Source organism: Rhizobium mongolense USDA 1844, from assembly GCF_000419765.1.
Lineage (GTDB): Bacteria > Pseudomonadota > Alphaproteobacteria > Rhizobiales > Rhizobiaceae > Rhizobium > Rhizobium mongolense.
On record NZ_ATTQ01000001.1, the window covers coordinates 390,767 to 405,782 of the forward strand.

Annotated in this window: 16 protein-coding genes and 2 pseudogenes; 9 read left to right on the plus strand and 9 right to left on the minus strand. The window is 58.4% G+C overall.

Going from position 1 to position 15,016, the window contains the following annotated elements; genetic code table 11:
• Positions 1-246 precede the first annotated feature (246 nt).
• From A3C3_RS0102200 to A3C3_RS46600, 5 genes and pseudogenes are all read left to right on the plus strand, one after another.
• A complete protein-coding gene (locus A3C3_RS0102200; protein WP_022712983.1) occupies positions 247-3,609 on the plus strand; it encodes an adenylate/guanylate cyclase domain-containing protein in 3,363 nt (1,120 codons plus the stop codon).
• Positions 3,610-3,708: 99 nt separating this feature from the next.
• Positions 3,709-3,808 (plus strand): annotated as a pseudogene (locus A3C3_RS44960) (ATP-binding protein); the annotation flags it as partial.
• 196 nt (positions 3,809-4,004) lie between these two features.
• Complete coding sequence (locus A3C3_RS37540; protein WP_022712985.1) at positions 4,005-4,250, plus strand: hypothetical protein; 246 nt, start codon at positions 4,005-4,007, stop codon at positions 4,248-4,250.
• Positions 4,251-4,764: 514 nt separating this feature from the next.
• Positions 4,765-4,893 (plus strand): LysR family transcriptional regulator, encoded by a 129-nt coding sequence (locus A3C3_RS46595; protein WP_233450598.1) that lies wholly within the window; start codon positions 4,765-4,767, stop codon positions 4,891-4,893.
• Entirely contained in the window at positions 4,869-5,240 is a 372-nt protein-coding gene (locus A3C3_RS46600) for a LysR substrate-binding domain-containing protein (RefSeq protein WP_267903819.1), read from the plus strand. Before A3C3_RS46595 ends, A3C3_RS46600 begins: the two co-directional genes overlap by 25 nt.
• 42 nt (positions 5,241-5,282) lie before the next feature.
• On the opposite strand, the gene A3C3_RS0102220 is transcribed toward A3C3_RS46600, so the two are convergent.
• The 4 genes from A3C3_RS0102220 to A3C3_RS43110 all read right to left on the minus strand — a co-directional run bounded on the left by A3C3_RS0102220 (position 5,283) and on the right by A3C3_RS43110 (position 7,533).
• Positions 5,283-6,158, minus strand: coding sequence for an MBL fold metallo-hydrolase (locus A3C3_RS0102220; RefSeq protein WP_028739326.1), 876 nt, complete (start codon positions 6,156-6,158; stop codon positions 5,283-5,285).
• Positions 6,159-6,292: 134 nt separating this feature from the next.
• Positions 6,293-6,784, minus strand: a complete 492-nt coding sequence (locus A3C3_RS0102225; protein ID WP_022712988.1) for an RES family NAD+ phosphorylase — start codon at positions 6,782-6,784, stop codon at positions 6,293-6,295.
• Positions 6,784-7,221, minus strand: coding sequence for a type II RES/Xre toxin-antitoxin system antitoxin (gene parS, locus A3C3_RS0102230; RefSeq protein WP_028739327.1), 438 nt, complete (start codon positions 7,219-7,221; stop codon positions 6,784-6,786). Before parS ends, A3C3_RS0102225 begins: the two co-directional genes overlap by 1 nt.
• Positions 7,222-7,359: 138 nt before the next feature.
• Positions 7,360-7,533: an MHYT domain-containing protein gene (locus A3C3_RS43110; RefSeq protein WP_084796887.1), complete on the minus strand. Its 174-nt coding sequence runs from the start codon at positions 7,531-7,533 to the stop codon at positions 7,360-7,362.
• Between the two features lie 309 nt (positions 7,534-7,842).
• Between A3C3_RS43110 and A3C3_RS43115 the strand changes: the two genes are divergently transcribed.
• From A3C3_RS43115 to A3C3_RS43120, 4 genes and pseudogenes are all read left to right on the plus strand, one after another.
• The gene (locus A3C3_RS43115; RefSeq protein ID WP_411741252.1) at positions 7,843-7,953 is read left to right on the plus strand and encodes a transposase domain-containing protein; all 111 of its coding nucleotides are present in this window, start codon (positions 7,843-7,845) and stop codon (positions 7,951-7,953) included.
• A 377-nt stretch (positions 7,954-8,330) separates the two neighbouring features.
• A pseudogene (locus tag A3C3_RS37550) lies at positions 8,331-8,447 on the plus strand (IS110 family transposase); the annotation flags it as partial.
• 701 nt (positions 8,448-9,148) lie between these two features.
• Positions 9,149-9,823 (plus strand): protein-L-isoaspartate(D-aspartate) O-methyltransferase, encoded by a 675-nt coding sequence (locus tag A3C3_RS0102250; protein ID WP_022712992.1) that lies wholly within the window; start codon positions 9,149-9,151, stop codon positions 9,821-9,823.
• A gap of 446 nt (positions 9,824-10,269) precedes the next feature.
• Entirely contained in the window at positions 10,270-11,040 is a 771-nt protein-coding gene (locus A3C3_RS43120; RefSeq protein WP_084796888.1) for an NAD(P)-binding domain-containing protein, read from the plus strand.
• A 132-nt stretch (positions 11,041-11,172) separates the two neighbouring features.
• Here A3C3_RS43120 and A3C3_RS0102255 read toward each other — a convergent pair whose 3' ends face one another.
• From A3C3_RS0102255 to A3C3_RS0102280, 5 genes are all read right to left on the minus strand, one after another.
• On the minus strand, positions 11,173-11,604 hold the full coding sequence (locus A3C3_RS0102255) for a type II toxin-antitoxin system VapC family toxin (RefSeq protein ID WP_022712993.1): 432 nt from the start codon (positions 11,602-11,604) through the stop codon (positions 11,173-11,175).
• Complete coding sequence (locus A3C3_RS0102260) at positions 11,601-11,855, minus strand: FitA-like ribbon-helix-helix domain-containing protein (protein ID WP_028739329.1); 255 nt, start codon at positions 11,853-11,855, stop codon at positions 11,601-11,603. Before A3C3_RS0102260 ends, A3C3_RS0102255 begins: the two co-directional genes overlap by 4 nt.
• 367 nt (positions 11,856-12,222) lie before the next feature.
• On the minus strand, positions 12,223-13,146 hold the full coding sequence (locus A3C3_RS0102270) for an ArsR/SmtB family transcription factor (RefSeq protein ID WP_022712996.1): 924 nt from the start codon (positions 13,144-13,146) through the stop codon (positions 12,223-12,225).
• Between the two features lie 164 nt (positions 13,147-13,310).
• Complete coding sequence (locus A3C3_RS0102275; protein ID WP_022712997.1) at positions 13,311-14,135, minus strand: carbohydrate ABC transporter permease; 825 nt, start codon at positions 14,133-14,135, stop codon at positions 13,311-13,313.
• A 3-nt stretch (positions 14,136-14,138) separates the two neighbouring features.
• On the minus strand, positions 14,139-14,972 hold the full coding sequence (locus tag A3C3_RS0102280; protein WP_051154425.1) for a carbohydrate ABC transporter permease: 834 nt from the start codon (positions 14,970-14,972) through the stop codon (positions 14,139-14,141).
• Positions 14,973-15,016: the final 44 nt, after the last annotated feature.

The following is a 15,016-nucleotide window of genomic DNA, read 5'->3' on the forward strand; positions in this document are numbered from 1 at the left end:
ATAAAGTGCCTGTCGGCACAGATTAGGCGATCTCTGGAGAGCATTTCTGCCCGCTCCGGAATTTAGCATCACGGAACAAATCGTGAACCCGGATGAGACTTGATGAACCTCGGTGGTGGTCGTGCAGCTCGTGCGACTGAAATGACGAGGACTAAGCAGGGTCACAGGTGTAAGCTGAATATCCTGAACCTGTGGGACAGTGCATCAGAACAACGGTATTCGACCATGTCAGATGGATGCTAGGTCATGCCCGACATCGGAGATTGGCTTGCCAGCATTAGGCTTGAGCGGTACCGTCAAACCTTCTTGGAAAATGGCATCGATCTCGATGTCGTCGACGATCTCACCGATGTCGACCTGAAGGAGCTCGGACTGTCCCTTGGTGACCGCAAGCGGTTTCTCAGGGCGGCCGCGGCCCTAGCTCACCAGTCGCCTCCTGCGGCGACACCGCACCCCTCGGTGTCCCCGATCCACAGCGAGGCGGAACGGCGACAGCTTACGGTAATGTTCTGCGATCTCGTTGGATCGACAGCATTGTCCACGCGTCTCGATCCAGAAGACCTCCGGCAGTCGATCGTCGCGTACCATTCTTGCGCCACCCAGATCGTCGGCCGGTACGACGGCTTCGTTGCCAAGTATATGGGCGACGGCGTCCTCGTATACTTCGGCTATCCGCAGGCTCACGAGGAGGAAGCCGCGCGGGCCGTGAGGGCCGGCCTAGCGGTTGTTGAAGCAGTCGACCGGCTGGATGCGGCAGGCGAACGCTTAGCTGTTCGCATCGGAATTGCCACTGGCCTGGTTGTGGTGGGCGACATCATCGGCGCCGGTGAGGCCGAGGAACGTAGCGTAGTGGGTGAGACGCCGAACCTAGCGGCCCGCCTGCAGGCGCTGGCCGAGCCCGGCACAGTCGTCATTGCCGAAGCGACGCGCGCGCTGCTGCGGGGCCAGTTCAAGCTAGAAAGCCTCGGGGTGCGGCCGATCAAGGGGTTTGCTGAGGCGGTTGAGGCCTTTCGGGTGCTCGGCGAAGTGCGGAGCGAGGACCGCTTCGAGGCCGGTCACGCGACTGTGCTACCGTTGGTCGGCCGAGATCAGGAACTCGCACTGCTGGTTGATCGCTGGACTCTGGCCAAGGCCACCGAAGGTCAGGTCATCCTGCTCGAGGGCGAGGCCGGAATCGGCAAGTCGCGTCTTGCGCTGGCACTTCGCGAGCGCATCTTCAGGGAGCCGCATCTGTTGCGCCGTTACTTCGCCTCACCCTACCACATCAACAGCGCGCTTCGTCCGGTAATTGCCCAGCTCGAACAGGCAGCGGGCTTTGAACGCGATGATCCATCGGCCGTCAAGCTCGCCAAGCTCCAGGCACTGCTCGCGGAACAGGTGGGTGAGGTGAGCGAAGCTATCCCATTGCTGGCAGAGCTTCTCGGAATCCCAAGCAGCAGCCGCTATCCAAGACTGAATCTTGCGCCCCAGCAGCGCAAGAATCTCACCTTCGAAATGCTCATCGCCCAGCTTGCCAGACTGGCTGCGGAGCAGCCGGTGCTCATGATACTTGAGGATGCGCACTGGCTGGACGCGAGCAGCCTTGAGCTGTTCGGCTTGTTCGTGGACCGCATCCAGCAGCTCTCGGTGCTGCTGGTCATTTCCTATAGGCCCGAGTTCGTGCCGCCTTGGCGTAGTTACCCGCACGTGACAAAGGTGGTCTTGAATCGTCTCGACCGGGTGCAAGCTCAATTGCTGGTCGAACGGCTGACCGGTGGAAAGCTCTTGCCTCTCGGAGTGCTCGATTACATCGTGGCCAACACCGATGGTGTGCCGCTGTACCTTGAGGAGTTGGCCAAAACCATGCTCGAATCTAGCCTATTGGGAGTGGCCGGCGATCAATTTGGACTGCCTGCACCTATACCGCCGCTGGCGATCCCGGTAACGCTCCACGGTTCGCTTATGGCCCGCCTCGACCGCCTCGGCGGGGCCAAGGTGGTCGCCCAGATCGGCGCCTGCATTGGGCGCGAGTTCTCCTATGAGTTGATTGCAGCGTTGGGCGTACTCGATGAGCCTGAGCTGCAGCAGGGACTCGATCAACTGGTTGGTAGTGAGCTGGTTTTTCGGCGCGGAAGTCCCCCTAAAGCGATCTACAGCTTCAAGCACGCGCTTGTTCGCGATACCGCATATCAGTCCCTCCTCAAGAGCCGTCGCCGGGAGCTCCATCGTCGTATTGCCCAGGTCATCGAAGAGCGAGCTCCACACGTCGTGGCCGCCGAGCCGGAAGTCTTAGCGTATCATCTCACCGAGGCCGGACAGCTACCGCAAGCGGTCGTGTTCTGGCACCGTGCCGGCGAGCACGCCAATGACCGGGCGGCGAATGCCGAGGCCGCCGGCCATTTGGCCAAGGGCCTCGATCTGCTCACTCAGATGCCCGAGAACCCGGAGCGCCTCGAGCATGAGCTGACATTGTTGACCACCCTGGGGCAAGTGCTTACCGCTGCGAAGGGCTATGGCCACCCGGAGGTCGAGCGTGTCTACAACCGTGCTCGCAACCTGACGGAGCGGGTCCAAGATACGCCCAGGCTGTTCCCGGTGCTTCTCGGCCTCACCATCAACCATGCAGTGCGGTCTGAGCTTTCCGCGGCGCGGGGCCTTGGCGAACGGCTCTTGGCGTTGGCGCAGCAAGCCTCGGATCCCGTGCTCATGGTGGAAGCGTCCTACGCGCTGGGCATCACCTGCTCCTGGCTTGGCGAATTCGCCTCGGCATGGCAGCACCTCGAACGCGGGATCAACCAGTACGACATCGCCCAGCACCAGGCGCATCTGGCGCTTTATGGACAGGATGGAGGACCGATCTGCCTGTGCCGCGGCGCCATGGCGCTGTGGTATCTCGGCTACGACGACCGGGCGCTGGAGCTGATGGACGAGGCGCTCGCCATTACTGCGAAGCTCGGACATTTGTTCAGCCGCGCCTATGTCCTAACATGGGCGGCGATTCTGCACGTGCATCGACGGGACGTCGCGAAGGCTCAAGAGGCGGCGGAGTTGGCGTCAGCCTTCGCGACCGAACACGGATTTCCATTCTGGCACACCCAGGGGGTCTTCCTGCAGGGGTGGGCGCTGGCCGAACGGGGCCAAGTCACGACAGGCATCGAGCGGTTGCGAGAAGGGCTGGCTGGCATGCAGGCGATCGGGTCACGAATGACCGAGCCTTGGGCAATGGGCTTACTCGCGAAAGCGTATGGCAAGGTCGATCGTTTTGTTGAGGGCGACACCTTGGTTGCCGAGGCGCTTACCATTGTCGCGCGCACTCGCAACCGTTGGTGCGAGGCGGAGCTGCATCGGCTCAAGGGCGAACTCATATCATCGCGCTCGGAGCGCGATCCTGCCGAAATCGAGGCGTGCTTCCGCCGTGCCCTTGACGTCGCCCGCATGCAGGATGCCAAGATGTGGGAACTGCGCTCGGCGGTGAGTTTGGCCCGGCTTTGGCGAGCACAGGGTCTTAGGGCGCAGGTTTGCGAGTTGCTCATGCCGCTCCTCGGCTATTTCTCGGAGGGCCACGGGACCCACGATCTTCAGGACGCCCAAGCGGTCCTTGAGAGCTGCGGAGGTAAGTTGAGCACCTGAACACGAAGCGCTGTTTTAACGCCACGTTGAAGGGATGCCTAGATCGGCGGGTAGGACTTCGGCACGCGGTGCGAGAGTCAGCACTACAGAAGCATGACGTTGACCACCGCCCTTCTCGAACGGCTGACGCATCGCTGCGAGATCGTAGAAACCGGAAACGAACAAATCCTGGCGCTTCAAGAACCGCTCGCAAGGCTAAAACCGGTATCCTCCATCACCCGCACTTGGCCCGCCCTCTGCAACCCCGGCCGGCGCCGGGCGGGCCAATTGCTGATCCGCAAATGCGCATGGGGTGTCATATTGTATGCCAGGGTCAAAAAGAGCTATGACGCCGACCATGCCGAGATCCTCATCCGCCGCATGATCTTCCGGGCGCGCAAAACTCCGATGAGGATGTGAAGCGTAGACTCATTCCGATCGTGCGCCAGCTCGTGCAGAAAGTGGTGATCGGCAAGACGGCCGGCCACCGGCCAGCGACGTTGCAGGTGCACGGCATGATCGCCAGCATCCTGGCGTCGATGGATGTTCTCGACCTGATGACCAAGCGCTATCTCGCGGAAGTACAGAACGATTTCGAAGAGAAGCTGGCGGCCGGCGAACTTGCTACGGAGACTAAACGCAAAGAGCTCCTCAACCGCTAGGTGAGGAGCTCAAGGGCAAATACCCTGCATGGGAAAATTTGCAATTATCACTGGTTGCGGGGGCTCACAACCAACGATTCCTGCGATTGGTCGAACGCTGCATCCCGAGTCTGGCGGGGTGAGAATAAGCTGGTCGAAGATGAAAGCACCATCGGCACGGGGCCGATGACGCGACCGATGGCCGTGCACTCAACAGCGGAGCTCAAAGCAGACTTTTCAGCGTCTTCACGTCAACGCGCCGGCGACCGTTCCGAAGGACGTCGCAACGGCGCTCCAGCGCGGTGATCCGGCTCCGGGCCGCTTAGATTCGCTTAAGAACTTCTATACAAGGAGCACGGGCCAGATCGCGATAAAAGCGTGCTCGCTGCAACAATGACTTCGGAGGGAGTTGGACGAATGCTGAATAGAAGCCAGTTATCGGACCTCTCGATTTTCCTACAAATTGTCCAGCATCGCAGCTTTCGAAAGGCAAGCCTATCATCTGGACGTGACGGTGTCGGCACTTAGCCATCGCATGAAGTCCCTCGAGGAACGACTGGGCGTCCGGCTTCTCAACCGCACAAGCCGCAGTGTCGCCCCGCCGCGGGTCTTGACCTCATCAATTCAGGCCTGGAACAGCTGCAGGCGCAATCCGAGGGAGTAGTCGGAAGTGTCCGCGTCAATGTTCTGCGCGATGCGGTGCCTCTGCTTTTGAGCCCGGCACTGCCAATTTTCGCACAAAGATTTCCGAACATCGAAATCGAAATCGCCGTCGACGACCATTTCGTCGACGTTACGGGGGAAGGCTTTGATGCCGGGCTTCGCTACAGCGGCACGATCCCGGAGGACATGATCGCGATGCCCTTGACTTCGCCCTTGCAATGGATTGCCGTCGGATCACCGGACTATTTCGCTCGTCATGGCCGACCTGTGGTGCCGGAGGATCTGAACAGGCACCGGGCGTTCTGTAATCGCGTCTTTCAAGCTGGGTATCAGGAATATCGTTGGTAGGCTCACGGTTCTCGTCGTGGTCGGCGTTCTGATGCCGCCTCATCATGGCTGTCTTTCAACACATGTCTGAACCGTCGCACCAAGGTTCGTCTCATGGCATTTTTCATAGAATTCGAACACGTGCATGGGTAAGTCCTCCGGAATGGGCACAATATCCTGAAGTCGGAGGCCGCTTGATTTGCTCAGCTCTGGGTCCGCCAGTTGGCTTTCGCTTAAATTGCGAACACGATTAGCCAATTCTTCGAAATAGACCAGATTATCGTCTACCGTCGAAGGAGAAAACGTCCTGCCGTGGGCGGGGATAACGAACTTTGCATCCAGGTCGCGTATCCGCTTGAGTGACGAGCAGATCAAGCGGAGGTCGTCCGGATTTTTACTCCAGACCTCGGGGATTGGGTACTCCACCGCATCGACGGCTAGACAGGTGCGAAGTTCAGGGATCCACACAGCAACGTGGTCGGGCGTGTGTCCCGGCGTATGAATGAGTTCCAGCGTCAGATCGCCGCCATTGAGCGTCATCGAGCCGGAGAATGTAATATCAGGACCGATGAGCTCGACGTTCTGAAATCTTGAATTCTGGCTCGCCTTGTCTCTTAGGACCTGCCGTGAGGACGGATCGCGTAAGCGTTCGAGCGCCGCAGCATGCGCAACGATAGGAGCCTGCCCGGCAACGGCAGCGTTACCCCAGAAATGATCCCAGTCCATGTGCGAGTTGACGACGATCAGCGGGCGAGCCTCCGCTTTTCCCCCAAGCATTTCCAACGCCATCCGGCATAACTCGGGCGTCCCCAGAGTGTCGATCAGGACGTTAAATCGTTCAGTTAGAACAAATATGGCATCAACCTCGTCTCCCGCCCTGACGACCACGATCCGATCGTCAAGTTCGGGGTAAGAGCTCAGTTCTACGGAAACATTCAGCGGGGTTGCCCTTCTCAAAAAATCAACCTTCTACTCAGACAGTTCATGGGCCGAACGACCGTCTACCTGAGCAAGGCGCCTCACGGGAATACTACCACGCGAATCGCTCTATTTGGTTTGGTATCACGTGTTTGTTACTCCACTGTGGGCGGGACAACCGCGGCGCCGAATAGCCTTGGATCGAGCACGAACGGCTCGGCGGTAACTACTTTGATGGCAGCAGCGTCAAGGTGTGCGTGATTGACCAGAACATTAAGGTCGGGCGAGTTGGCGACGGGCACAATGGCCGAAGGCACGCGCAACAGCAGACTAGATCGTCCCTGATGCCAGTTATCCCCTATTTGCTGGGTCAGACCTTCCCGCAGACGCCAATCCTCCGGAAGGGCGTCAAGGGTGACAATCTCGATTTCGGCGTCATCCGGCGTCTCATAAGTGACCATCGTGAGCGGCGGGAGAAGCGCAGGATCTTCGATGTGAACAAGCTTCTCTAAGACACATAAGGACGGAGATGTCGCGCAATAGGTAATCGGGTGGCCAATCGTGTTCCATCGGCCGTCGAAATGAAGACCATATCCATCATCCAACGCATGCGCATATCGCGTCCCCGACAATCGCCAGAGAAGCATCAGGCAGCAGCGCCCCAGGCGATTTTACCGAGTATCGTTTCGATGACCCTGGCGCCCGTTTCAGTCTGTGCCACCACAAGCGGCGTTTGGCCACTAAGCTCGGTGAGAGGCCGGCGCAGCCAGCGACCAGCCTTGTCGGCGGATTCGAACGTCTCCTCGGCGAGGGTCTGAATTCGCATAAGCCGAACGGCACGATCGGATTCATCGACGGTGAGTGGCTGCTTTTTGTCGGCACGATGCCGCCGTGTGCGCTGAGGGATGACGAAGCGCTCGATTTCCTTCTCGCTCAGCCCGGCTAAGCTGAGCCCCTTCAACGCTGTCAATGGCAGGCGGTTGCTGACCGCGAGAGCAAGATCAGCCTGAGAGCGAACCACGGTCCCGAGCACCGAGCGGCCACCGAGCTTCCGGGCGATTTCCTCAACGACGGTGATCGACATCATCTACTCCTGATCTGTTCTGGCAATATGCCATATAGATACGCGGCATATTGCCATTTTACAAGAGCCGATGCTATAAACTCCACGTAGCGGACAGCTTGAAAAAAACGGCCGGCGGGCGATAGAGCACTTGGGAAATCAAGATTTCGATTCGGGATGACGGCCCTGTTGCAAAGAACGAGAGCAGGCGTGGAGTGGGTCGCGGCTTGAAACGTGGATCGCGATGGATGTGATAGTGACAGCGAACAAGACTGACGCAATGAGGAATCTCATATCCCATTCAACCGTGCCCTGGGCAATGTAGGCCAGCATGCCGGTGCTACAGGTGGCGTGGATCCTATGGCTCGGCCATGAGACGGTCAAAACCACGCTGACCTATCTTCACGCGCATCTTGAACCGAAGGAAGCCGCACTTGCGAAGCTGAAGCCATATGAGCGCGCAAAGGCCGAACGATTTTCGACTAAACGACCGGCTTCTGGAATTCCTAAACACGCTTAGCATGAGAACTATGCCGAGTGTCAACGGCCGGTTTTTGGTCGAAATGGCGGGAAAATCGCTTCATACCGCCGCGATAGGAAGAGGCGCTCGGCATAGTTCGGCAGGCGGCATAAACGGCCAAGATCAACGACGCCGATCCTCTGGCCTGGCGGACGCAAATACTTGAACGCATCGCAGCCGGTTGGCGATCGAGCGATATCGAGGCTCTCATGCCCTGGAGCTTCCAAACGTAACGGTCTCAGTTCACCGCTCTGATGTCCGCTGTCAACGCTTCAGACGCACAGATCCATCCGTTTCGTAGAACGGCCCGGTAGATAGCTCGCGCATTGGTGGAGGCGGAACTGAAGGACGTCGGTGATCAAGCTCTGATGGGGTTGGCTACCGCATTCCCGATTATGCGTCTGGGGCTGTTTCTGTCTTACTGCGGGCGTCGGTCTTGCCGGCCACAAAGCGGTGAACGGACATTCCCTTGCCGTTGTCCCGCTTCCGCTAATGCGCGAGTTGCTGAGCCTGCGCTGTTTATGACGGGTCTGCCGCGCCTCCCTTGCAATTGCCCACATGAAGCCAGAGTTCCCGCGCGACTGCCGTGCACACCACCGTCGACTTCTTAAAGAGGATCGGCATTACGAAAGCGGGAAATGGCCGCGTTCGGACATTGCTGGTCGAGAGTGCCTGGACGTATCGGTATCCAGCCCGGATCGGCAAGAGAAAGCTCTATCGTCTCGAGCACAACTGGCTGGCCTACAAGGGCGGCGTCACTGCGTTCTGAGGGAGCAAGCTCAGACATGGGGTAATCGCGGCGCGATCGTCCCAGGCCATTTTCATATGATGATGGCTGGCGGAGGTGGTCGCCCCCGATAAAGTGGAAATACGGGCTCACGATTGGAACCGGGCCAGAACGACTTCGAGGATATGCTTGTGTCAGGCGAGTTGGGCACGGCGCGCAAACAAAAAAGCTCCTCGACCGGTATGGTGAGAAGCTCCAGGGCAAATACGCCGACTGGGCGAATTTGCATGTTTGTCTGGTTGCGGGGGCTCGCAACCAACGATTCCTGCGATTGGTCACCCATGGCCCGCGGATCGCTCTTACCTGTCCGAATCGTCCAGCAAGGCATCCAGCAACATATGCCGGACTTCCGCGAATGGATTGACCACCGTTACACCGCGGAGAATTTGCAAGCTTCCGTGGTTGCGGTGGCCCGATTGAACCGCGACTTGTAATTTCAAGCCTTTTACGAACCTCAGCTAACATGTGCGTTTTGGGGCCACATCCGGACCTTCGCTAATGATGTCTCCAGGTCCGCTTATCGAACCGTTGCGGCCACTGGGTTTGCTCGCGCTATGGCGCAAGTGTACCGCATTCCGATCATTCCTGAGTTTGATCACAGAGCTATCTGGGAATAAACTGGCTGAGGAAAGCCCGTGATCATGAAACCAATGAATGAAGAGCACCTCGCGGTCCTGCGCAGGCACATGGTCGAGTTGATTGCAATCCATGTTGAGCTTGCGAGCGAAGAGCTTGGCAGGGCGGCGCTCAATGAGCGGGTGATGGCTGCGATGCAGCGGGTGCCGCGACATCTCTTCGTGCCAGCCCAGCTTGCGCCGTATGCCTACCAGGACATGCCGTTGCCGATCGGCTTCGATAAAACCATCTCGCAGCCCTTCATCGTCGCTCTCATGACCGATCTCCTCGCTCCCCAACCGCACGAGGCAGTGCTCGAGATCGGCACCGGCCTGGGCTACCAATCCGCAATCCTCGCGGAGCTCGCCGGGCAGGTCTGGAGCGTCGAAATCATCGAGGAATTCGCAAGCCGTGCCGAGGCTCTGCTGCCGGGCCTGGGCTTTACTAATGTCGGCATTCGTGTCGGAGACGGGTCCCGCGGCTGGCCTGAGCACGCCCCGTTCGACAAGATACTGGTCACGGTGGCAGCCGAGCGGTCGCCGCCGGCATTGCTTGAGCAGCTCAAGCCCGGCGGGCGCCTGGTTATGCCGTTGGGATCTGAAAAAGAACAGTCCCTGACTGTCATTGACAAAGATGCGGCAGGGCAACTCAAGATTCGCAAACTTATCCCGGTTCAGTTTAGTCTGCTCGAAACGGTCTAACGCGACGTGCGGACATCCGGCGCGACCGCATCTCTCCGATCGTACACAGAAGTCAAAATTCTGCCCGTCTGCACCGTTGGCGGACGTGCAAGTTCGACCCTTTGCGGACCTTGGTCCGGATCAGCCTCTCCCAATCACTCTGATTGTGCTTATCGGGTGAAGTGCGCGCTGTCGTCGGGCATCGCGATCCCGTAGACAAGCACCTGCTCGTGGCGAAGGCCGCATGACATGACCATGCAGATAGAGCTTTAAGGTGCTTACTATCGGCGAAGTGCCAGTGGTCGCGACAGATATTGATGCCGCGAAGGTTCCCGTCACGACCCAATGGACCCTGAGAGTCGATCACGCTGCGCCACCATGGGGCCCCTGAAGGAACTTTCACCCGGACCTCTAGTCGCGCCCGAAGCCGAGGCATAGGATGCACCAGACCTTTAGGCGGGGGAAGCATGGGCGAAGTTCTCGACGTAGTCGTGATTGGCGCTGGCTCGACTGGGCTCGGCATTAGCTACTTCCTGAAGCGCGAAGCCCGCGAACACAAGGTGCTTGATGGAGGTCGAATCGGTGAGACGTGGCGAACGCAGCGATGGGACTCGTTTCGACTGAACTCGCCGACTATCCGCTCCGTATTGCCCGGCGATTCCTATCGGGGACCGGACCCTTGGGGCNCGATAACCCACCACGAGTTCGTCTCTTACCTCGAAGACTATGCGGANCGACACTGCTTGCCGGTATGCACTCAAACCTCGGTGAAGGAACTGACGCGAGAAAATGGGCTGTTTCGGCTAACGACGGCTCCCGGCGTTCTTCTGGCGCGCAACGTTGTGATCGCCACTGGCGACCAGAATCGACAGGTCCGGCCGCCGGCGTCGGCGGATTTGCCGGTCGAACTTTGCCAAGTGGACTCTTCGGCCTATCGCAACGCGGCCCAGCAAGCGAGATCTCCCCAGGTAAGGACGCACTCCTTCACTGCACGACCGCCGGATTTACTTCGCCGTTCGTTGCCCGCTCGCCCTGGTCGGCACCGCCTCATATCCGGTTCTTGTCCATCGGCCCGCAGTTGCGATCCACGCTTCCTCCCCACGGTCGGTCGCCCTTCCGCCGTTGCGCTTCTCTTCGCTCGCCATGACCAGCTTACGGTGGGACTTCCACCCACAAGAAGGCGCCCATGCTGGGCGCACAACGCAAAAAGGGCTCCGAGTTTCCTCGGAGCCCATTGAGTTTGACGTAATCTTTGGTTGCGGGGGCTCGCAAACAACGATTCCTGCGATTGGTCCAACGGCACGTACCAAAGCTGGCAGCGTAACAATCATTACTCGCCTTGATAGGAACCGAACTCACGACGACTTAGATTAATATCTTTGTTGTAGTGACCAAGGATTGATCACTTTCACCCCGGCGGCCTCGAAAGGGCTCGTGTCTCGAGTTGCGACCGCGAGGCCGTTCGCTGCTGCTGTGGCTGCAATATATCCATCCGCCTTGCCGATCGCTTTCCCGGATACTCGAGCTCGCACCATCAGTTCCGAGTAGAATTGCGAGGCGGCAAGGCCGAAAGGCAGTATGCGCTCGGCAAAGTGCGGAAGCACTTCGCCCTCCAGGCGATCGCGAAGGATAGTTTGCCGTTTGCCTGAGGGCATGGCAGCGATCCCGAAACGAAGTTCAGCAATTGTTATCGCGGAGAGGAACAGTGTCTCGATGGCTTGGGCGTCCATCCACCCGATCACTGCCCCGTCAGGAACCGGTTTCCACGGCTCCGATATCACATTGGTATCCAGCAAGATCATTCGAAAGTCATCGGCTCGGCAGGCGCTTTATCGCGATTTTGCTGCAGAGCTTCAACGTCGTGGTTGGAAAGCTCAGCGTCACGACCTATGGCCGCGAGTAAGGAGCCGAGTTTCACGCGTTCAGATGGACGAACGGCGGCCTCGATAATGTCACGGATTTCGGCCTCGGTGCTTCGGCCATGGTGAGCCGCTCGCACCCGTAGGGCGCGATGCGTTTCATCAGAAAGATTGCGAATAGTGACCGCCGGCATTGATATCACCCTTCTAGAAACGATGACTTTGATATCGAAATACACCCAATGATATCTCATTTCAAGAGGGCCAGATGTGCGACCCTATCAAATTCGATTACGTTGAAGTTGAAATTCCGCTGGTGGAGCATTGAGTCCGTTCAGTTGACCGCGCACATCGTTCCGATCTTTCACATCCTCGACCGCCAAGACTGAGCCATTCGGCGCACGTCCGGACGGACCGAGAGCGTTAAGTTTCAAGCGTTAAACGGGAACCTTTTTCCGAAAGCCACGTTTGTCTGCTGTCACCGAACTCGACCAAGTCGATGACATTCATGGGGCTCGCCGACATGACAGGAGGCGAGCTCCTTCCGTTTCCCTGGTTTGCTCAAAAATAGATCGACATCTCCAGGTCCTGGTCGAAATCCCCGAAGCCCTTGCCAAAAATATTCATGCCGCCCGGATTGTCCGCTTTCTCGTCAATGCCGATGCGAAAGCGAATGGAATGATGATCGGCAATGCCGAGCGAGGCAATCGTCTGTGTCGAGACCATCGCACCATCGATCCAGGTTCCCTTGTCGTCGATCGTCCAGGTCTTGAGTTTGCCGTACTGCGAGCCGCTGAGTTTCCACCAAGCCGGCGAGTACATGCCGCGCCGGTCGCCGAAATCGCCCGGTGACGTCCAGTGGCCGGCCTTGATGCCGTTCACCCAGATCGAGATGTCGGATGGCCAGTTGGCATTGGTCGCCGGGGTCTCGGAGCTGAGCTCCGCCGAAAACTCCACCTTGCGGATCTTCCGGCCCGTGACCTTGGCATTGTTCGGAAATTTGTACTCCACATAGCCGCGGGTGAACCACAAAAGTGCGGCCTGCATGCGTTGCGGGTCGAGGAAGACTTCCTGCACGTCCAGCATGCCGATGACGTTGTTGACCGAGCACAGGCCGCAGGGCGCCTCCGCTTCGAACTCCGTGAAAAGCCCGATCGGCATGCTGACGGTTACGACGTCTTCAGCAGACTTTGTGCCACTGGCGCCGAAACGGATCAGAATTTCGTCGTAAATGCAGGAGCAGACCTTCTGATTACCCTTCGTCGCCTTCATCGTCTGCGTCTGTATCAGCCCTGCCTGTTCCAGCGCCTTCAAGTTGGTCGCTGCCGTCGATTGCGGCAAGCCCATGTGACCGGCGATGTCGTTCACATTCAGGGGGCCTTTCTGGCGCAGCAGGTTGAGGATTTCGATACGCGTCGTTGAACCGAGGGCCTGTACGACTTCGGCATCCTTCATCGGATCGACGGTTAGAAGCTTAGTCTCCATGCTCTACTACTGGTTCTCCAGTCTTTCTCGGCTGTACTTCGCTGATACCATGCAGGGTTGCCGGTGTCGCCGCCTTTTCTATAGGTGCCGGCCCGCGCCTCGGGAGAGCTGCCGCGGACCGGCTGGGCCTTCTCACCTCGGCCCGAAAGGTGTTCTTCATTCGTCTACCCCTTGATGCCGGAAGAGAGCATCAGCGCCTGCGTCACGCGCTTCTGGAAGAGCAGATAGGCAACTGCGACGGGCATGGCGGCGAGGATCGCGACGGCCATGTCACGGGCATATTTGACGCCGAAGGCATCGCTGATCTGGGTAATGCCGACGGTAACCGTCATCATGTCCTCCGAGCTCGTGACAAGGAAGGGCCACAGGAAGGCGTTCCAGGCCATGATGTAGGTGATGATCGCAAGTGCCGTGGTAATTCCCCAGTTCAGCGGCAGATAGAGCTTGAAGAGGATCTGGAATTCCCCGCAGCCGTCGAGCTTTGCCGCTTCGCGCAATTCCTTTGGAACGGAATCAAAGAACTGCTTGTAGACGATGACGACCACCGGAACGATCAGTTGCGGCAGGATGATGCCACCCCACGTATTGATCAGGCCCAGCCGGTGCATGAGCACGAACTGCGATACCACAAGAGCCTGCGACGGCACCATGAAGCTCGCGAGGATGATGCCATAGAGCAGTTTGCGACCCGGAAAGACGATCTGCGACAGCGCGTAGGCGCACATCACGCTGATCACGATCACGACGATCGTGACGGTGACCGAGGTCACGATCGAATTCATGTACCAGGTGGCCAGATTGGTATTGAAAAGCGCAAAGTAATAGGCCGAAAAGTTGAAGACGTCCGGAATGAAGGTGGTTTTCGATACCACCTCCTGCTCCGGTTTGATCGATGTGACGATCGCCCAATAGATCGGGAATGCCCACATGCAGGCGATGCACAAGGTCAGGACGAGAAGAAGCGCGTTGCCGATAGTCTTGCCGGGCATGTGTCAGCGCTCCCTTACGCGCAGAAGCTGGTATTGCAGCACGGAAACGACGACGATGATCAGGAAGAGCATCACGGCGACCGCCGAGCCGACACCACCATGATTGAGGCGGAAGGCCTCGCGGTAAACAAGCTGCAGCAGCACATAGGTCGAGTTGAAGGGTCCGCCTTCGGTCATCAAATATACCTGGTCGAAAATCTTCAGCTGCAGGATAAGCTGGAGCGTGAGAACGAGCGCCGTGACCGGCCAGATCAGCGGCCAGGTGATGCGACGGAAGCACTGGAGGCGCGTCGCACCGTCGAGCATCGCAGCCTCATAATAATCCTGCGGAATATTGCGCAGTCCGGCGATGAAAAGCAAAAGGTTGAAGCCGTTCGTCCACCAGACCGTGACGAGGGCCACCATCGGCATGGCCCAGACGGGATCACGGAAAACACTGATGCGCTTGCCGGTGAAGAATTCGATGATGTACTGCGCGATGCCGAACTGCTGGTCGAGCACCCATTGCCATATCTGGGTGACGACAGAAACCGGCAGAATATAGGGGATGAAGAAAAGCACGAGTATCAGGCTCTGCAGCCAGCCCTTCAGCCGCACGACCATCAGCGCCAGACCAAGGCCGATCAGCGTGTTCGGAATGACGGTCAACAAGACGAAATAGCCGGTGTTCCACACGGACGTATAGAAGAGCTTCTGGCCGAAAAGCTTCACATAGTTGCCGAAACCAACCCATTGCCCCACGCCGATCAGCGGCGCGTCGGTGAAGCTCAAGGCAAACATCTTGTAGACCGGGTAGGCGAATACGACCAGATAGGCGGTCAGAAACGGCGCGATCATGATGATCGCCGTCAGCGTCTTGCCTCGTCTTTCACTGCTGAACA

What these genes read in the sequence shown, in the direction of transcription:
- A3C3_RS0102200 (WP_022712983.1), top strand. Translation starts at nt 247, where the DNA reads ATGCCCGACATCGGAGATTGGCTTGCCAGCATTAGGCTTGAGCGGTAC.
- A3C3_RS46595 (WP_233450598.1), top strand. Translation starts at nt 4,765, where the DNA reads ATGAAGTCCCTCGAGGAACGACTGGGCGTCCGGCTTCTCAACCGCACA.
- A3C3_RS0102225 (WP_022712988.1), bottom strand. Translation starts at nt 6,784, where the DNA reads ATGCTTCTCTGGCGATTGTCGGGGACGCGATATGCGCATGCGTTGGAT.
- parS (WP_028739327.1), bottom strand. Translation starts at nt 7,221, where the DNA reads ATGTCGATCACCGTCGTTGAGGAAATCGCCCGGAAGCTCGGTGGCCGC.
- A3C3_RS43110 (WP_084796887.1), bottom strand. Translation starts at nt 7,533, where the DNA reads ATGCTGGCCTACATTGCCCAGGGCACGGTTGAATGGGATATGAGATTC.
- A3C3_RS0102250 (WP_022712992.1), top strand. Translation starts at nt 9,149, where the DNA reads ATGAAACCAATGAATGAAGAGCACCTCGCGGTCCTGCGCAGGCACATG.
- A3C3_RS0102255 (WP_022712993.1), bottom strand. Translation starts at nt 11,604, where the DNA reads ATGATCTTGCTGGATACCAATGTGATATCGGAGCCGTGGAAACCGGTT.
- A3C3_RS0102260 (WP_028739329.1), bottom strand. Translation starts at nt 11,855, where the DNA reads ATGCCGGCGGTCACTATTCGCAATCTTTCTGATGAAACGCATCGCGCC.
- A3C3_RS0102270 (WP_022712996.1), bottom strand. Translation starts at nt 13,146, where the DNA reads ATGGAGACTAAGCTTCTAACCGTCGATCCGATGAAGGATGCCGAAGTC.
- A3C3_RS0102275 (WP_022712997.1), bottom strand. Translation starts at nt 14,135, where the DNA reads ATGCCCGGCAAGACTATCGGCAACGCGCTTCTTCTCGTCCTGACCTTG.
- A3C3_RS0102280 (WP_051154425.1), bottom strand. Translation starts at nt 14,972, where the DNA reads ATGATCGCGCCGTTTCTGACCGCCTATCTGGTCGTATTCGCCTACCCG.